We start from the raw sequence: 18184 nt of genomic DNA on the forward strand, positions 1-18184 counted from the left end.
TATGGCACTTACCAAAGCCGAAATGGCAGAACATCTTTTTGAAACACTCGGAATGAACAAACGTGTCGCCAAAGAGATGGTTGAGTCGTTCTTTGAAGAGATTCGGGGCGCACTTGAAAGTGGTGAGCAGGTCAAGTTATCTGGCTTTGGCAACTTTGACCTTAGGGACAAGAATCAAAGACCGGGAAGGAACCCAAAAACAGGCGAAGATATCCCCATTTCTGCTCGTCGTGTCGTGACTTTCCGTCCCGGCCAAAAGCTGAAAACTCGTGTAGAAGCAGCAAACACGGGTAAGTAATTTCGTTTGTTTGATGGGAAAGCCACTCCTTAGAGAGTGGCTTTCCTGTTTATTTTTTCGTGCAATATCTCCATTGTTTTTATCCACTGTCTGAGGTGAATTCTTTGTCAAGACAGCCCAAACATTTTGACCGTCGTTTTAAACTCGCCTTATTACACCCTAGATACTGGGCCACTTGGTTAGTGATTGGTCTATTAGTAATTTTCGGACTCATGCCCGCATGGCTGCGTGATCCTATTGCAAGATTATTGGCAAAAATAGTGATGCCAATTGCCAAAAAGCCTATTAGCGTTGCGAGAGCCAACTTAAGGGCGTGCTTTCCTGAACAATCTGCCGCCGAGATTGAAGTGTTAATCCGTGAGAACGTGCAAAACTTCGTTTTGGTGTTGTTAGCACAGGGCGAATTGCTGGTGCGCTCAAAAGCGCATTTACGTCGTCGAGTTAATTTAATCGGCTTTGAACATGTGACTAAAGCGCAGGCTGCGGGGCAGCCGATCATTTTTATCATGCCCCATGTGTGGCCTATCGATTATGCTGGTTTACGCCTTAACCTTGAGTTGCCTATGGTGACTATGGCCAAAGCCCATAAAAACGGCTTATTTAATTGGTTTAGTAATCGTGTACGCAGCAGTTGTGGTGGCCATGTGTATATGCGCGAGGCGGGCATTCGGGCACTATTGGCCGAGCTTAAGCGCGGTAACAGTTTCTTTTATCTTCCCGATGAAGACTTAGGTCCTGAACAAAGCGTGTTTGCGCCTTTTTTAGGCACAGTGAAGGCAACGCTACCTGTTGTTGGGCGTTTAGCGCAGGCAGGGAATGCCCAAGTGTTGCCAGTAAAGATTGGCTACAACCAAACGTCACGCCAATTTGATCTCACTGTGATGACGGCCGTTGCGCCGGAAGACATGGTGGGCAAAGAAAACGAAGCGTTGGCACTGAACAAAGTGGTCGAGCAAGTTATCTTAGCTTACCCAGAGCAGTATATGTGGTTCCTGCGGTTGCTCAAGACGCGCCCAGAGGGTGAAGTTTCTATCTACAACTGATGTAGCGTGACTGAAATAGTGTGGTTTAAAATGGCTTTGAGCGCTGATTGCTCGAAGCCATTTTTGTGTTGAAGAGCGTTCTTTATTGAGCATTCTTTATTTATAGAGCGTTTTATCAATAGCGCTGTCGTTAACCATGCGTATCGTGGATGATTAATCCTCGTTCTGTTCCATCTCAAGTTGCATCAGTAACATATCTTCGCCATCGAGTACGCGAGTACGAAAGCTTTGACACGCAGGGCAGACGACCGTGCGCTCACTCAGTACGGATTCAGTCTGGCAGTCTTGGCAAAGTATCACTAGTGGCTGAATTTGCATATTGAGTAGGGCTTCTTTGCAAATCCCATCGAGCTTAAACGTATCGAAGGCCGTTTGCAGCAGGCTAGGTTCAACCCCGCTCATGACTCCCAGTTTGATATCCACTCGGGTGATTTTATCGGCATGATTGGCCTGAGCGTGCTGTTCGCATTGCTCAATCAGGGCACTCACAATCGAATATTCGTGCATCAGCAAATCCTTGGCAGCAGTTCACCTTGGGGAAGATCGAGATAACGCTTAGTATTCCAAGGCGTTCTTAGTACGACTTTCCCCACTAAATCTTCACTCACAGTGCCGATTATCGCTGCATGCTCACAGCGCCCAAAGCGTTGCATGATCTCGAGCGCACCTAAGGCGATGTCGTTGGGAACGGCGAGAATGAAAGTGCCTTCGTTGGCAAGATCCATGGCTTCGAAACCATAGAGTTCGCACAGACCTTTGACTTCATCGCTGACGGGAATACTGGCTTCATTCACTGTGATGCCAACATTGGAGGCGACAGCCCATTCGTTGAGCACCGCCGATAAGCCGCCGCGAGTCGCATCGCGCATCGCATGAATGGGAATATTGGCGGCGATCAATTGCTCGACTATGGGCCAGAGCGTCGCGCAGTCACTTTGCAATGCCGATTCGAGTGTGAGTCCTTCACGTGCCATTAAAATCGCTGCACCGTGGCAGCCAATATCACGGGAGACAATAATGGCATCGCCCACGGTGACATTCGCCGCGGAAATATTGGGACGCAAGATACGACCAATGCCTGAGGTATTAATAAATAAACCATCGGCGCACCCCTTGGGTACGACTTTAGTGTCGCCGCAGACTATCCGTGCACCACTGTGTTTTAATTCTTTCGCCATACTGCGGACAATCGTCGTTAAATCCTTGATAGAAAAGCCTTCTTCGATGATCACACTACAACTCAAATACTGAGGTTCTGCGCCCATCATAGCGAGATCGTTGACTGTGCCTGCGATGGCGAGCTTGCCGATATCACCGCCGGCAAAAAATAAAGGGGATACGGTGAAAGAGTCTGTGGTAAAGGCGTTGGCACCGTGCAAATCGAGTTTAGCAGCGTCTTCTTCGCTGCGAAGGATTGGGTTATCAAACTCGGCAAAAAACAGATCACGGATCAGTTTATTCATTTCTTTGCCGCCACCGCCGTGGCTGAGTTGAATGGATTTATCTTTAAGCGTATCAGCCATGATGTGGCTCCTTGATATCGACACCTTGATAGCGGTAATAGGCATTGCAGGCACCTTCGGAGCTGACCATGCAGCTGCCTAAGGGCGTTTCGGGATTGCAGCCGCGGCCAAAAACTTTACAGTCCTTTGGCTTAGCAAGCCCACGAAGTATATCGCCGCACTGGCAGGCTTTATGATCGTCAATTTCCTTCACGGGTAAGCGGTCTTTAAAGCGCAGTTCGGCGTCCCTGTGGGCATATTCGGGTTTGAGCTGCAGCGCTGAATTGGGGATTGGGCCTAGGCCACGCCAGCGAAATTGCGGTCTGACATTGAAGAATTGATTTACTTTGGCCTGCGCCGTGAGGTTGCCGTCCTGTGAAACTGCGCGGCTGTATTGGATATCGAGCTCAGCTTTACCCGCGGCTTTTTGGCGCACAATCCGTAAAATCGACTCCATCACATCGACGGGCTCAAATCCTGCGACAACCACGGGCGTGCCATAGTTTTCGACTGTGCTGCGATAGATTTTTGCACCGCTGATCACGCTTACATGGGCGGGGCCGATAAAGGCGTTGACCCTCGCTTTTGGGTCGTGCATCACGGCATCAATCGCGGGTGGCACTAATACATGATTGATATGAAACAGTAGATTTTCGAGTTTTTCTTGTTCGGCCAGTTGTAACAAAATTGCTGTCATTGGGGTTGACGTTTCAAAGCCAATGGCGAAGAACACTACGGTTTTATCGGGATTGTCGCGGGCAATTTTGAGCGTATCTAAGGGATCGTAAATTGGGCGAATATCGCAGCCCTTGGCCCTAAAACTGGCTAAAGAGCCTTGAGGACCGGGCACGCGGATCATATCGCCCAGGGTCACAAGAATAACATTTTCTTGGGAGGCAAGCGCCGCGGCTTGGTCGATGCGCTCTTTAGGCATAATGCACACTGGGCAGCCAGGACCATGGATAAATTCAATATTATCCGGCAGTAAATCTAGCAAGCCGTATTTCATAATCGTATGAGTATGGCCACCACAGACTTCCATGATATTGATTTGTTGCTTAACCAATTTAGCGGTTAACTGAATATCCCGTGCTAAATTGGCAATCGTTTGGGGATCGCGAAAGCCTTGATAGAGGTGTTTTAGTTCAAGCATGCTTTTTCCTCGGTGCACTCGATAGGGGTGCGCCTTGCGACTTAATCCTGCACTACTGATGGTCAGTGTATGGCTTCATTTTCAAGCTTAGTGACGATTTCTTTGTATAGTTCAATGCTTTGCTGCGCATCTTCCTTATCAATTTTGTTCATCACAAAACCAATATGAATAAGCACATAGTCACCAATCTCCAGTGGTTCATTCATTAAATGACTGCTGACATCGCGGCGCACGCCTAAGGTATCGACGGTGACACTCTGGCGCTCAATATCGACCGCCACCACTTGGGAAGGTATGGACAAGCACATTATTGTGCACCTCGAATATTGTCTTTAAGCCAAGCGGCTACAGCCTGCATGGAGTCGCCATCTTTAATTGAGACTTCAATAATTTGAGTTGCTGGATTGAGTTTTTTAAGCTGCGCTCTGGCTTCGTCCATCTTGAAATCAAAATAGGGCAGTAGATCGCACTTTGTGATAAAAACTACATCGGCGCGGCGGAACATCACAGGATATTTTTCAATCTTATCATCGCCTTCTGGCACTGATAGCAGCACGATATTTTTGTGAGTGCCCACATCATAACTGGCTGGGCAGACGAGATTACCGACGTTTTCGACAAAGCAAATATCGAGTCCTTCAAGCGGCAGATGATGTAGGGCACCGTGCACCATAAAGGCGTCGAGGTGACAGGCGCTGCCCGTTTGAATTTGATAGGCTTTAATGCCTTTAGCGATGAGGCGGTCGGCATCGCGGGAGGTTTCTAAGTCGCCTTCGATCACCGCATAGTTGAGCTGCGTGTATTCTTTGAGATTTTCTAATAGGGTGGTTTTGCCACTGCCCGGGCTACTCATGATGTTGAAGGCAGTAATGTTATGTGCCTCAAAGTGGGCGCGGTTATGACCTGCTTCGACATCATTTTTATCTAAAATTTTGTGGATGACTGACAAGGTTTTTTTATCGTTTAACTGAGGATTTGTGTGTAACTCTTGATGGCTATGCTCATGAGTATGTGAATGGTCATGATTATGCTCATGGCTATGGGCATGCGCGCCTAGATGATCATGGTCGTGGCGGGTAAGGGAGCAGCCGCAGTCTTTACACATTTTACCTCTCCTTGTATCGGCAGAGTACGAGGACTTTGCCTGACAAATAATGATTGATGTACGAATCGTTAATTTGGTTACGCTAATGTTGAGTGTGATACAAATTGCGCTACGGATCTTTGATGTTCGTCAGGTTTATGGGGATAAAAATGGCGAGCGAACATCAGGGGTTATCAAATAAGTAAGGTTATTGACTCTGATGAATGCCATACCAAAGTTGGCCTAGGGCGATGCCGCCATCATTGATGGGTATCTGTTTACTGGATAACACTTTATTTCCTTGGGCGCTGAGCTTGCTCAGGCAGTATTCCAATAGATATTTATTTTGAAATACGCCACCGCAGAGCACGGTTGGGAGGTGTTGATACTGGGCAGCATAATCACAAATAGCATCACCTAAGGTGTGTAAAAAGGCGCGGGCGATGGCATAGCATCTATTGTCTGTTAGCGGTTGTGCTGTAATCAATTCAACAATTTGCTTGAACATCTCACTGCTTCGCCACTGGTCGATGTCAAGAGGTAAGTTAAGCGAAATGACTTCAAGGGCTAATGCATCGGCGCGATTGGCCGCGGCTTCTATTGCCATGCCCGCTTGACCTTCAAACAGTGTGGTTTCGATTAAACCTAAGGCGCAGGCGAGGGCATCGAACAGTCGCCCGACAGAGGAGGTTTTTATCGCGCTGCCGTTCTGCCAGATCTTATGTAAGTTAGCCAGAGTGTTTGGGCGCATGTTGTTTAATATAGGTAATTGTAATGCGAGCACAGCATCGAGGCTCATTTGCTCGAACAATAATGCCAGTAACAACCTCACGGGTTGCTTAATGGCTTGCTCGCCGCCTAGCAGGGCTATAGGCTCAAAGTGCGCCAGTCGCTGCGCTTTATCGAGCGTAGTTAATAGCACTTCACCGCCCCATAAACTGCCATCGTCGCCAAGCCCAGTACCGTCAAAACTAAAGCCCAATACGGGATCTCGATATTGATTAACTGCCATTACGCCGAGCACATGGGCATGGTGGTGTTGCACCGATAAACATTGATTTTGACGGGTATCGCTGAGTTTTATACTTGAGTTTGAGTGCATTTCAGCCCAGCGCGAAGGGGTATAATCTGGGTGTTTATCGCAAATAATAAGATTTGGCGTAAAGTGATACAACCGAGCAAAAGTGGCTAAGGTGCGCTCAAAATACTGCTCGGCGCTGACACTGAACAGGTCGCCAATATGGGGACTTAAAAACACATTATTGCCAAAGCCTAAGGCAATGGCATTTTTTTGTTGTGCGCCCACGGCCAAAATTGATTGGGTCAGCGGTATCTCTAAGGGGAAACTTAACGGCGCATAACCACGGGCTAGACGCAGTACTTGTACCTCTGCAGGCAAATCCATGTTGGGCTGAATCACCTGCACCACACTGTCATCACAGCCATTAATAATCGGCCGATTATGATCGACTATCGCATCCACCACATGGCTTAAGTGACTAATAAGCTCATCACAATCAGTGATGATAGGCTCACCGGAAACATTGGCGCTGGTTGCAACTAATGGCCCTTTGAAGAGACCTAATAGCAAATGATGTAGCGGTGTATAGGGTAAAAATACCCCGAGTTTATTCAGATTTGGAGCGACAGCTAAGCTGAGATCATGTTCGGCTCGGCTGCTCATCAGCACTATGGGCCTTTCCTGCGAACTCAGCACTCGCCACTCGGCATCCGTCCCTGTGACATAGTGCTGCGCCATGGTGATATCCGCCATCATCACCGCTAGCGGCTTGGCTTGGCGCTGTTTTCGCAGCCGGAGTGCGTTGACGGCATAGTCACTTCGGGCATCACAGATTAAGTGAAATCCACCCAATCCTTTAATTGCCAGAATCTGCCCTTGGCGTAATCTGTCTGCTGCGGCTTGAAGCACCGCCAAATCCGAATTTAAGTCTGTGTCCTTAGGCGTAGTACATTCACCTTGAATGCACTCACTTTGAATGCTCTGCCTTTGGCCTTGGGGTGTTTTTAAACTGAGTCTGGGGCCGCAGACTGGGCAACTCACTGGCTGAGCATGATAGCGGCGATCGAGTGGGTTTTGATATGCTTTGGCGCACTCGGGGCACATGTCAAAATCGGCCATGGCGGTATTGTGGCGATCATAGGGTAAGGCATTGATTATAGTGTATCTTGGGCCACAATTTGTACAGTTGGTAAAGGCATAGCCAAAGTGGCGGTCATCAGGATTATGTATATCGTTCATGCAGTCTTGGCAGGTACTTTTATCTGCCGATACCGCCACCAGTGCACCTATCGGTGAACTTGGGTCATCGTCCTCATGGCTGTCGCTTTTTATAATCTCAAACGTGGTTTCGCTTAATAAAATTGGCAGTGGTATTTGGCTGATATTGTCGATACGAGCGAGTGGCGGTGGAGTGGTATTGAGTACAGTGATAAAGCGAGTGAGGTTTTCATCATTACCTTGCAGCTGAATGGTCACGCCCTTGGCATTGTTGAGCACAGTACCCGTCAGTTGAAACTCAAGGGCATAACGATAGACAAAGGGGCGAAATCCCACCCCTTGTACTATGCCAGTGACGTGCAACTGACAACGCTTTAACGTGGCTCCCTTGTGGACAAGGTATTCCAATGCCAGCCTTCGTTTTATCTGCAGGTCACTGTGCTTTTTGTGGCGACTATTGTGCCTATGTGGCTTCATACGTTGTGACTTAACTTTTGGCCTCCTAATCATGGGCATTTAGTTGTCGCTGCTTAACGTAAAGTGCCCCAACGGCTAAGTTATCGCCGTCTAAATCTAGGCTGCGATTGACCACTAAGGGGAAGTTCTTTCCTAAGCGCAAGCTGATGCGTTTGCACAGGGTTTCATTGATTAATTCATTGCCCGCTAAGGCTATATTGTGCACGCCGATATTTAAGTCGATATGCTCGATCCAGTTAGATAAATAGTCCGCCAGCGAGTCTTGCATCGCAAAGGCGAGCTGACTCGGATCGTCATTACCCGCAATACGAAAACTTAAGACAGTGCCTAAGGTTTTACACCAATTTAGGCTGCGGTGGGCTTCACCTTTGGTCAGCGGATAATCGATACGCGGTGCATTAGCACCGTGGTAGCGCATGGCGGCGGCCATGAGTGCATCGCTGAGCCTTGCTTGGCTTTGAGTCTCTTCTTGTGTATTAAGGCCAATTAAAATGGCAGCAATCGCCCACAGGCTTTGTAAGTTGTCCCGTCTGCCGTGAAGCTTCAGGCTTAAAAGTTTTAGGTAATCTTCGGGGAACAGGCTCTTAAATTTTTGCGCTACGGCTTTTTGCGGACTGCTGTCCAGTTGATGGAAGATTTCGTAACCGTTATCGGGCAGCTCGGGCAGGGCAAAGAAGAGTTCAGTGTCGCCCTTATTATCGCAGGTGACAATTTGACTGGCATGGGTATGGCTTAAGTAAATGACTGCGGCATTTTTTGCCTGTTTATGACTGGTAAACTTACCGTTGAGCAGCGCACTGAATAGCGCTGCGTCTGCAAGGGTGTGATTTTCTGTGTTGACTGTATTTTGATTATTATCGCTTAGCATACTAGTGCAATGAATATCACTGTCTTCACTTGACGGTACTTGAGTTAATACTGCCACACTCAGTTCGCCTTGGTGCGATCGTGAACGTTTCGCCGCTTGCCATTGGGCTTGATAGCCGTGAAAACTGACTTTTTCCCTTAAGGGTTCTGGAGCGATAAAGTGCTTGGTTTGAACCTGTGTTGAGCTTAAATTGTGACTGGCGATTTGTGCCCAAGCACCATCGACCCAAGCTAGCTTCGGCCTATTATGCGGCCCTTTAATGTAAACCCAATCGACCCCTTTTTGTCGTAATACTTCCCCGAGCACTAAGATCACTCGGCTGTAGGCAAAGCAAATGTCGTACAGTGGCGCACTGAGTTTGTCGTGTTCTTGCGTTGGTCTCGCGCAGATAAGCGGCTTTTCAATACTCGAAAGCGCGAGTACCTGCGCATCGTTCAGACAAAAATGGGCATTCAGCGTATTGGGATTACAAATTAACAGTTGTGGCCGCTCGCCTAAGGGCTGAGCAAACGGTGTCAGACTAAGTTGCAGATTATCGGCGGCCGCTAATATCAGCGGGCCTTGTGTCAGCAGTCCCTGTGCCATGGCTTTAATATCTGACAAGGTTAACGCTTTTTGTGCGGACGTTAATTGTGTTTCGCCCTTGCAGCAAGGGCAAATTAAATCGAGTGTGCCAAACTTAGCCGACTGATTATCGCCAATCAACGGATAACAATGCTGGCAAAAAGGCACTATGGCAGGGCTTGATCCAGACTGTGGAAAGGGCAGTAAGGTTTTACTGCCCTGGGGCTCGTCGATGACTTTAATACTAGAGTCAATCAACCAAGCGGAAATCAAAAAGTCCGCTGCAATGGCATCGGCCAATTGTTCTAGTTGGTTTTGCTCGCCCTGAGCTTCAATAAAATAGCTTTGAGGGCCAAAGTCATGTTGGCCACTATATTGACCTGAGCTATGTTGACCATCACAGCCTATGCTGATATTTAGTTCATCATAATTTAGATATTGATTACATAAATGCGCGTACAAAGGCACCTGACGTGAGCAGGTAAAATCAAATCTGATGTTTTTCATCTTCTATATACTTTCACCAGTAGTAACGCCACGTTTATAAGAGTCAGGGATCAGCGAGTCGATACTATGCTCGGCAACACGCGTCGCAGTGAACCCAAGGGAGGCTAAGTGGGATAACAAGCTTGATTCCATTAAAGGTACCGCGGCGGCGACTTTAGGGGTCAAGCCTAGCACCATAGGTTCGAGCACGGTTGGGGTGACGCCAAGCACGAAGGTTTTAGGCCTGTCACCGACCATTTCCATCATATTGAGGGTTTGCAGCATTTCGACTTCATGGGCGCTGCCTTGCCAGTCGATTTCCTTCGGCGCTTTATCAAAATCGAAGAAATAGACTTCGCCGGCTTCTACGCCATTGGCGTTAACAGTATCGACCACGATTAAATAATCGTATTGGCAAATAATAGGGATAAGTCCCTGAGCCAAGGTGCCGCCATCGAGCAGCGTTAGCTGGTGGGACTCATGGGTAAACTGATAATTATCAGCTATATAATTGACAAAATGTACGCCGATGCCTTCATCGGCGTACAGGACATTGCCAATACCGAGTAGCAATATCTTCATTGGACTCCTAGTGGTGTGAGTCTGGCTTTGGGTAGTCATAGCCAGAGACAATCGAGTCAACTGAGTTATGTTTGAAGCGTATCCCTGACCAAACCGCCATATAGACGTGGATAACCACAAAGATAACAAATGCCCAAGTGAGGTAGTGATGCCAAATCCTAACTTGTGCTAGCCCACCCATTTGTGCCGTGATCCAAGCGGCGCTGCCCCAAAGCATGCCACCTAAACCTTGGTGATACACATTGGCATACAACACCAGACCCGTTATACATATCACAAGAGCGACCAGTGAGATTGCTACATAAGTCACAAATTGCAGCGGTCCATAGACACCGGCTTTATGTAAGTGCCCCATCCATAAGTAAGATTTCAGCTGAGTGATCCAGCTTTTTACGCTCATGACATCGCGAAATGAGCGCCGCTCAATGTCGCTTCGGCTGAAAAAATACAGGTAGAAGCGCACTAAAGTGATTGCGGTTAGTACAAAACCGCAGATCAGATGAGCAAAGCGGATCCAGCCTTGTACGAGTACGTCCGTACTTTCAGGCGCCACAAGAAACGGCCAAGCAATATAGAATCCGGTGATCACTAGCACCAGAATTGATAGTGCCCTGAGCCAGTGAAAAATCCGTATTGCCGGACTAAAAATTAGTGTCCGAATGCGGGTTGCAGAATGGTTCATTTTGCGTTCCCTCCCTCGATTATTGACCATTGGGACTGACACGGAACTCGCTCAATGCTTGGCCTTTGAAATCCATTACGTGTACAGAACACGCCATGCAAGGGTCAAATGAGTGAATAATACGTATCACCTCAAGGGGCTTAGTAGGATCTTCCAGTTTCAACCCAATTAAAGAGGCTTCATAGGGACCCATTTTTCCGTTGGCATCCACAGGACCTGCGTTCCAGGTCGTCGGTACCACGGCTTGATAGTTCTCAATCACTCCATTTTTAATGCGGATCCAGTGGCTTAACATGCCGCGTGGCGCCTCGATCATGGCGTGACCTACATACTCTTTATTTGGATCAATATTGGGTTTTACATAGGTAGATTCATCGGACTGGATATTCGTCAGCAGCGCATCAAAGGTTTTTAACCCTTCTTGGGCGACGATGACTGTCTGCAACATACGGGCCGCAGTGCGACCTAAAGTGGTAAATAGAGCCGCTACGGGTAGACCTGTGCGAGCGAGCAGGCCATTAACCGAATCCACGACCACCTTGTTACCGCGGGCATAACTTACCAATAGGCAAGCGAGTGGACCCACTTCGACAGGTTCACCTTGATAACGGGGAGATTTCACCCATGAGTATTTGCCATCACCATCCAGTGTTGGCAATTTGCCGTAGACGGTATCGCGTTCAACAAAACCCGTGTAATTAGGAATCGTTGTACCGTCATAGGGATGTTGTGGTGCATCGGCGCTATACCAAGCGTGGCTGACGTCTTCGGCAATCAGATCTGGATTCACATCACTGACGCCGGCAAGGTCGCCATTCATGATCACGCCTTGATTAAACATGTATTCGCCATTGGCTAACACAAAGTCATCGGTCGCCATGAAGTTTTTCACGTTTACGCCGCCCAACACGCTAGGTTCAGTACCAAAGGCTTCGGCCGCCATCACGATATCTGCTTGATAGGCACGCAGAATAAAGTCAGTTACTGTCGCATGTTTTTGCTTCCATTCCTGCAGGCGAGCAGGGCTGAGCATGTCGCGCACCGAAGTCACACCACCGACAACAACGGATTGTGGATGTGGTGATTTGCCACCAAAAATGGCTAGCATTTCTGCTGCAACACGTTGTACTTCAAGCGCTTTAAGGTAGTGAGATAGCGCGATAAGGTTTTGCTCTGGGGTAAATTTATAGGTGCCGTTGCCCCAATAAGCGTTGGCAAATGGACCTAATTTTCCCGTTTCGACAAAGCCTTTAACTCTTTCTTGTACCGCTTTTAAATCACCTTCCCCCGCCGCTATGGGATGGTCTGTGTATTTCAGGGCAACTTGTGCCGCTTTAGCAGGATCGGCGCTCAGTGCAGAAACCACATCAACCCAATCTAAGCCGTGTAGATGGTAGAAATGCACAATATGGTCGTGCATGTATAAAGAGGTTTGCATTAATGAACGTAAGTATCTCGCGTTCAATGGAATTTGAATTCCTAACGCATTTTCAACCGCTTCAGTACCGCAGCGGTAGTGGGAATAGGTACATACGCCACAGATACGTTGCACAATAAGGCCAACATCCATAGGCGTGCGGCCTTTGAGAATGACTTCAATACCGCGCCAAAGTGTGGAGGATGACCAAGCCTTGTTGATGACGTTATTTTCATCAACTTCGACTTCGATACGTAAGTGACCCTCGATACGTGTGATAGGGTCGATAACAACGCGCTTGCTCATGGGTTATTCCTCCAGCGGTTTGGCAAAAATACTGGCAACGGCATGGGCTCCAATGCCCACCACTGTCGCGCCTAAAATCACCGCACCAATAGTATCTGCGGTCGCATCCAATCCATGGAGGAGTTGACGGCCAAGGGGTTTTTCAAAGTCAGCCATATCGTCCCAGAAGTTAGGTTCTGAGCAACCCATACAACCGTGTCCAGCGAGTACTGGCCAGCTAGTGTGATGGTTAAAGCGCTCGGTTGGGCAGTTGTTGTAGGTGTAAGGGCCTTTACAACCGACTTTATAAAGGCAGTAGCCTTCTTTCGCACCGTGATCGCCAAATTCTTCAACAAACTCACCGGCATCGAAGCGGCCGCGGCGTTCACAGTTATCGTGTACCCGTGCGCCGTAAGCCCATTTAGGTCTATTAAACATATCCAGCGCAGGTAATTTTCCGAACATGATGAAGTACATCAAAGTGCCGACTATGTTCTTTTCACTCGGTGGGCAACCGCCTAAGTTAATCACGGGTTTACTGACCACTTCATGCACGCCTTTAGCCCCCGTTGGGTTTGGATAAGCGGCTTGCACCCCACCAAACGCCGCACAAGTGCCGACAGAGATAATCGCGGCGGCGCCTTCTGCAGCATGCTTGATGATTTCTAACCCTGTGTGGCCTTTACAACCCACAGTTAAGAAACTGCCGTTATTTGCAGTCGGAATCGCCCCTTCAACGGCCAGTAAATAGCGGCCCTTGTAGGTTTCGAGTGCATGTTCGAGGTTTTCTTCGGCTTGCCAACCCGCTGCAGCCATTAAGGTTTCGTGATATTCCAAGGAAATATGATCGAAAATCAGTGAGTCTAGATTGGGGGTATCGGTACGAATTAAAGATTCGGAGCAGCCAGTACATTCGGCCATATGTAACCAGATTAAGGGTACACGATCGGCTAATTCGGCAGCTTCGGCCACTAAGTTACTAAAGGGGAGGGGTAATGCGAGCATGCTCGTCACCATGGCACTCCACTTCATAAAATCACGGCGACTAATGCCGTGCTGTTGCATTTTTTCAATCAGCGATTGTTGTTGACGGGGAGCGAATTGGCGTAACGCATCTAAGCGCGCCTTTCCCTGTTCATATAGGGCTGCATGTGTGTCCATGGGTCAACCTTTTTTGTTATTTAAATGTAAATTGGTAAGGGTTTACATAATTGACAGTGTCAGTTTAGGCCGTTGGAGTGTAAAGATTATTGATGTATATCAAGAATTTTTAAGAGATGTGACTGAACTGATTTTGACATTTAATTAACATGACACAGATCTAATTTCACTTTTTCTAATGGGACAAAATGTCTCACATTTGACATTTTGGATGAAATCGGTCACTTAATCAGCACTCATGTGATTAAGGCCATGCAGATGACTATGGTTCATTCGCGTGGTGAGTCTGGGCGAGCAGGTTAATTAAACTTATATAAGCTTGTTTAAGAAAACCTTAAGATTCAGTTAATAGATTCGAACGTAATCGTTAATGCGGAATATGCTATGAAGAAAATATTATTGTTACTCAGTTTATTGGCCGCAGACGTACAAGCCGCGCCATCGCTGGACTATCAAGTGTTTAATGCGCAAAACCAAGCCGTTTCCCTGAGTGGGTTTAAAGGCAAAGTCGTCTATGTCGATTTTTGGGCATCCTGGTGTGGCCCTTGTCGTAAATCGTTTCCTTGGATGAATGAAATACAAAAAAAGTATCAAGATCAGGGATTAGCTGTCGTGGCAATCAACCTAGATACAGATAACGAGTTAGCCCAGGAATTCTTAAAACAAGTCCCTGCCAATTTTTCAGTGCGTTTCAATCCAGAAGGTGATGTCGCGCGCAGTTTCGATTTGCTGGGCATGCCGAGCAGTTTTATGTTCAATCGACAAGGTCAGTTAGTACAGCATCATGTTGGCTTTTATGCCGATAAAACCGCTGAATACGAGCAAGAGCTCGTCAATTTACTGAAGGAGTAATTTATGCTTAAACCCGCATTAGTCGCAGTAACGCTCATCATAGGTTTGAGTGGATGTTCAAGTTTAGGAGTGCAGCCGTGGGAGAAAGGCCAGTTGGCCCGCAGCGATATGGCGCTCGACAGTGAAAAGCTCGATCTTGCACTCGATGATCATATTTATTTTAGTAAAGAAGGCAGTAGCGGCGGTCGTGCATTTGCCGGTGGCGGATGTGGCTGTAACTAAACTCTCCGTTGGTGTTATTTGCCCTTAGATGTAACGAATAGATGTAACGCACAGATGTACTAAAACAAATGTGACGAGCAGATGTTCTAAAATCTGGGGCGAAATCCCGCGGTATTGAATAGATTGAAGTGACCTACAGGTGTTGTCAGTTATGACCCAAAAAAAGAACCCAATAAATACAAGACAATCGAAGCAGATAGCGGGTGCTCTCGCATTAGCCAGTTGTGGACTGTTTGCAACAAGTGGCCATGCGACTGAATTATCTAAAAAAGCTGACGACTGGAAGATCGATGCTGCGTTAATGTATTACGGTGAGCAAGATAGAGTACAAGCCATCGAAGCCATAGGCACAGCGCAAAAAGCCTTTGGCGATGACAGTGTGCTGGATCTCAAACTCGTGGTTGACAGTCTAACGGGTCCTTCAGCATCGGGCGCCGTGGCCCAAAGTACCAGCCAAACTTTTACTCGACCATCTGGTAATGGTCAATATCATGTTTCAGCGGGGGAAACGCCGTTAGATGACACCTTTCACGATACTCGCGTACAAGCCAATGTCGGTTGGAGTGAAGTGCTAACACCAGATTGGAAACTCAATGTTGGCGCATATGGCTCGAAAGAGTTTGATTATATGTCAATGGGCATCAATGCCGGAATTGAGCGAGGGTTTAATAAAGACAACACCACTTTATTTTTAGGTACGGCTTATAGTTTCGATGTGGTTGACCCCGTTGGCGGTCGTCCGGTGGATTTATCTTCGATGGTCATTCGCGATAACTTCACCAGTGAGGAAGCTTATCGCAGCGCATTCGATGCGACTCGTCAAGGTGGCAGTGATAATAAGCAGACCGCGGATGTGATGTTAGGTATCACCCAAGTGCTTAGTCAGCGCTGGTTGTTGCAGGCCAATTACGGCTTGTCGAGTGTGAATGGCTATTTAACTGATCCCTACAAGGTGCTCAGTGTGGTGGATAACAACGGCATTACTCAGGATTTATTGTATGAGAGCCGCCCCGATTCGCGCTTGAAGCACAGTTTTTACGTGATGACCAAAGGCGCATTAGATGCGGGTGTGGTGGATTTTTCCTATCGTTATAATACCGATGACTGGGACCTCACATCGCATACCTTAGAAACCCATTATCGGTATTACTTTACCGGCAATTTCTATGGTCAATTACATCTGCGCTATTACCAACAAACTGCGGCTAACTTCTATCAACCTTTCTTGATGGCTGATACGCCACTGCCAGAGTTTGCCAGTGCCGATTATCGTATCGGTGATATGTCGGCTTATACGATTGGGGTTAAATTTGGCCATAGATTATCGGGCGGTCATGAAATGTCGTATCGCTTAGAGTATTACCAACAGGATCCGAAAAATAACGGCGCTACAATTCCTGGAGAGCTGCAAAACTTCGATCTGTTTCCGACTCAGAAGGCAATTACAGCACAGTTTAGTTATTCTTTTTAATACGAAATAATGCTACTGGCTCAGATAGCAAGGCGTTAAACTGTATGGGTAGCTTAGCTACCCATACTCAATTTACCCCTGAACTTATTCAATCGGAATCCCAGTGGGATGCCATGTGAAGAGGTGATTTATGATGTCGACATCGTCCCTAAAGACCGCGCCTTATTCGTTGCAACGCCGTGATTGGGGTTATGTGGGGGAATTTAGGGCCATGGCGAGTCCCTGTGAAATACTCATTGGGTGCGATCAATTTGATATTGCAGACGATATGTTGGATATGGCTGTCACTGAGGCGCTGCGTATCGAACATAAGTACAGTCGCTTTATCGCGCAGAATTGTCTGTGGCAATTAAACCATGCCAATGGTCATAAGCAGCTTATCGATGAAGAAACTTGGCAGTTATTGGCTTTTGCTAAACAATGTTTTCAGCTCAGTGATGGACTCTTTGATATTTCTGCAGGGCCGTTAATGGAACTGTGGCGCTTTGATCCCAAAGCCCAATTGCCCGAACATGGCCGCATACTTGCCGCGAAAGCCTTAGTGGGGTTTGAGCGTATCGAGTTTGATTCGCGTCATATTGAGATGCCAACAGGTATGAAATTGGATTTTGGTGGCGTTGCTAAGGAATATGCGGTCGACAGAGTCGCCTATGAGTTAGCCGAATGTTATCCAGACATTCCAGTGTTAGTGAATTTTGGCGGTGATATCGCTTGTCCCGTGTCTAAAGTGACGCCATGGCAAGTGGGAATTGAAGATCCACGACACCTTGACCACGCTGCGAGTGTACTGGCGATTAGTCAGGGTGCATTAGCGACCAGTGGCGATACGCGGCGCTTTTTTGAAGTCGATGGAAAGCGTTACGGCCATATTGTTGACCCACGCACTGGCTATCCCGTTATCCATGCGCCGCGCTCTGTGACTGTGTTAGGGCCAAACTGCGTGACTGCAGGTATGCTCGCCACTATGGCTATGCTGCAGGGGCGAGACGCGGAAGATTTTTTACAGCAACAAGGTGTTAAGTTCAGTATTTTCCGTTAGGGCTCAGTTAAGGACATTGAATGCGTATTATGTTGGTTGAAGACAATGAGTTATTAGCCCAAGGGATTTGCTTGAGTTTGGCAAAGCTGGGCATGCAAGTTGATCACCTTAATAGTTATCAGCAAGCCTTGCTGGGGGTTAAAAATGAAAGCTTCAGTGCCATAGTGCTCGATCTGGGATTGCCTGACGGTAATGGTAAAGAGTTGCTTAAAGCTTGGCGCCAGCAGGGAGTGTCAATTCCCACAATAGTTCTGACCGCTAATACGGATTTTGACACTAAGCTCGAATGTTTAGACATGGGCGCCGATGATTATCTCGGTAAACCTTTTGATGTGCGTGAATTAGCCGCGCGCATTCGTGCTATCGTCAGGCGTCAGTATGGGCTCGATCACAACAGTTTGATTATTGGTGCTTTGTGTATCGATTTAAATACCCGTGAAGTGACCTTTCGCGATCAAAATGTGCTGCTTTCACGGCGTGAATTTCAATTACTGCTCGAACTCGCTCAGTCGGCAGGGCGTGTATTGACCCGCAGCCAGTTAGAACAGTTAACCTATGGCTGGGATGAGGTCGGCAGTAATTCAATAGAAGTGCATATCCACCATCTGCGCAAAAAACTTGCCAATGAATTAATCAAAACCGTGCGTGGAATTGGCTATACCTTGATTGAAATAAATTAATTTGAAGAGTTAAGTGACAAGCTCCACGTTTGTGGGTACTGATAATGCAGTGATGACTTGAAGCATAGTCGTTAGGAAA

At 47.4% G+C, this 18184-nt stretch carries 18 protein-coding genes; 7 read left to right on the forward strand and 11 right to left on the reverse strand.

Going from position 1 to position 18184, the window contains the following annotated elements; all coding sequences use genetic code 11:
* Position 1 precedes the first annotated feature (1 nt).
* Both ihfA and lpxM read left to right on the forward strand, forming a co-directional pair.
* Positions 2-298 carry an integration host factor subunit alpha gene (gene ihfA, locus L5L94_RS02210; RefSeq protein WP_006081370.1) on the forward strand — a complete coding sequence of 99 codons (297 nt, stop codon included), beginning with the start codon at positions 2-4 and terminating at the stop codon, positions 296-298.
* A 104-nt stretch (positions 299-402) separates the two neighbouring features.
* A complete protein-coding gene (lpxM, locus tag L5L94_RS02215; protein WP_263160942.1) occupies positions 403-1341 on the forward strand; it encodes a lauroyl-Kdo(2)-lipid IV(A) myristoyltransferase in 939 nt (312 codons plus the stop codon).
* 153 nt (positions 1342-1494) lie between these two features.
* Here the strand turns inward: lpxM and hypA are convergent, their stop codons facing one another.
* The 11 genes from hypA to hyaA form a co-directional block, all read right to left on the reverse strand.
* A complete protein-coding gene (gene hypA, locus L5L94_RS02220) occupies positions 1495-1848 on the reverse strand; it encodes a hydrogenase maturation nickel metallochaperone HypA (RefSeq protein ID WP_168824038.1) in 354 nt (117 codons plus the stop codon).
* On the reverse strand, positions 1848-2864 hold the full coding sequence (gene hypE, locus L5L94_RS02225; RefSeq protein ID WP_028760185.1) for a hydrogenase expression/formation protein HypE: 1017 nt from the start codon (positions 2862-2864) through the stop codon (positions 1848-1850). The genes hypA and hypE overlap by 1 nt, the downstream gene beginning before the upstream one ends.
* Positions 2857-3996, reverse strand: a complete 1140-nt coding sequence (gene hypD / locus L5L94_RS02230; protein WP_263160944.1) for a hydrogenase formation protein HypD — start codon at positions 3994-3996, stop codon at positions 2857-2859. Before hypD ends, hypE begins: the two co-directional genes overlap by 8 nt.
* A 62-nt stretch (positions 3997-4058) precedes the next feature.
* The gene (locus L5L94_RS02235) at positions 4059-4304 is read right to left on the reverse strand and encodes a HypC/HybG/HupF family hydrogenase formation chaperone (RefSeq protein WP_113939526.1); all 246 of its coding nucleotides are present in this window, start codon (positions 4302-4304) and stop codon (positions 4059-4061) included.
* Positions 4304-5101 carry a hydrogenase nickel incorporation protein HypB gene (gene hypB, locus L5L94_RS02240; RefSeq protein WP_105252278.1) on the reverse strand — a complete coding sequence of 266 codons (798 nt, stop codon included), beginning with the start codon at positions 5099-5101 and terminating at the stop codon, positions 4304-4306. Before hypB ends, L5L94_RS02235 begins: the two co-directional genes overlap by 1 nt.
* A 187-nt stretch (positions 5102-5288) precedes the next feature.
* Positions 5289-7829, reverse strand: a complete 2541-nt coding sequence (gene hypF / locus L5L94_RS02245) for a carbamoyltransferase HypF (protein ID WP_411569216.1) — start codon at positions 7827-7829, stop codon at positions 5289-5291.
* On the reverse strand, positions 7822-9735 hold the full coding sequence (locus tag L5L94_RS02250) for a NiFe hydrogenase (protein WP_263160948.1): 1914 nt from the start codon (positions 9733-9735) through the stop codon (positions 7822-7824). The genes hypF and L5L94_RS02250 overlap by 8 nt, the downstream gene beginning before the upstream one ends.
* A gap of 3 nt (positions 9736-9738) precedes the next feature.
* The gene (locus tag L5L94_RS02255) at positions 9739-10296 is read right to left on the reverse strand and encodes a HyaD/HybD family hydrogenase maturation endopeptidase (RefSeq protein ID WP_105252281.1); all 558 of its coding nucleotides are present in this window, start codon (positions 10294-10296) and stop codon (positions 9739-9741) included.
* A gap of 7 nt (positions 10297-10303) precedes the next feature.
* A complete protein-coding gene (gene cybH, locus L5L94_RS02260) occupies positions 10304-10978 on the reverse strand; it encodes a Ni/Fe-hydrogenase, b-type cytochrome subunit (protein WP_028760178.1) in 675 nt (224 codons plus the stop codon).
* Between the two features lie 19 nt (positions 10979-10997).
* The gene (gene hyaB, locus L5L94_RS02265) at positions 10998-12701 is read right to left on the reverse strand and encodes a nickel-dependent hydrogenase large subunit (RefSeq protein ID WP_028760177.1); all 1704 of its coding nucleotides are present in this window, start codon (positions 12699-12701) and stop codon (positions 10998-11000) included.
* A gap of 3 nt (positions 12702-12704) precedes the next feature.
* Positions 12705-13841, reverse strand: coding sequence for a nickel-dependent hydrogenase small subunit (gene hyaA / locus L5L94_RS02270; protein WP_028760176.1), 1137 nt, complete (start codon positions 13839-13841; stop codon positions 12705-12707).
* A 384-nt stretch (positions 13842-14225) separates the two neighbouring features.
* Here hyaA and L5L94_RS02275 point away from each other — a divergent pair, with 384 nt between their 5' ends.
* From L5L94_RS02275 to L5L94_RS02295, 5 genes are all read left to right on the forward strand, one after another.
* On the forward strand, positions 14226-14693 hold the full coding sequence (locus L5L94_RS02275; RefSeq protein WP_263160950.1) for a TlpA disulfide reductase family protein: 468 nt from the start codon (positions 14226-14228) through the stop codon (positions 14691-14693).
* A 3-nt stretch (positions 14694-14696) separates the two neighbouring features.
* Positions 14697-14915 carry a DUF4266 domain-containing protein gene (locus tag L5L94_RS02280; protein ID WP_028760174.1) on the forward strand — a complete coding sequence of 73 codons (219 nt, stop codon included), beginning with the start codon at positions 14697-14699 and terminating at the stop codon, positions 14913-14915.
* A 151-nt stretch (positions 14916-15066) separates the two neighbouring features.
* The gene (locus tag L5L94_RS02285; protein WP_173496597.1) at positions 15067-16386 is read left to right on the forward strand and encodes a DUF3570 domain-containing protein; all 1320 of its coding nucleotides are present in this window, start codon (positions 15067-15069) and stop codon (positions 16384-16386) included.
* Positions 16387-16516: 130 nt separating this feature from the next.
* Positions 16517-17425, forward strand: a complete 909-nt coding sequence (locus L5L94_RS02290) for an FAD:protein FMN transferase (RefSeq protein WP_263160951.1) — start codon at positions 16517-16519, stop codon at positions 17423-17425.
* A gap of 20 nt (positions 17426-17445) precedes the next feature.
* On the forward strand, positions 17446-18105 hold the full coding sequence (locus L5L94_RS02295) for a response regulator transcription factor (protein WP_028760171.1): 660 nt from the start codon (positions 17446-17448) through the stop codon (positions 18103-18105).
* Positions 18106-18184: the final 79 nt, after the last annotated feature.

This window comes from Shewanella sp. SM21 (genome assembly GCF_025654335.1).
Lineage (GTDB): Bacteria > Pseudomonadota > Gammaproteobacteria > Enterobacterales > Shewanellaceae > Shewanella > Shewanella oncorhynchi.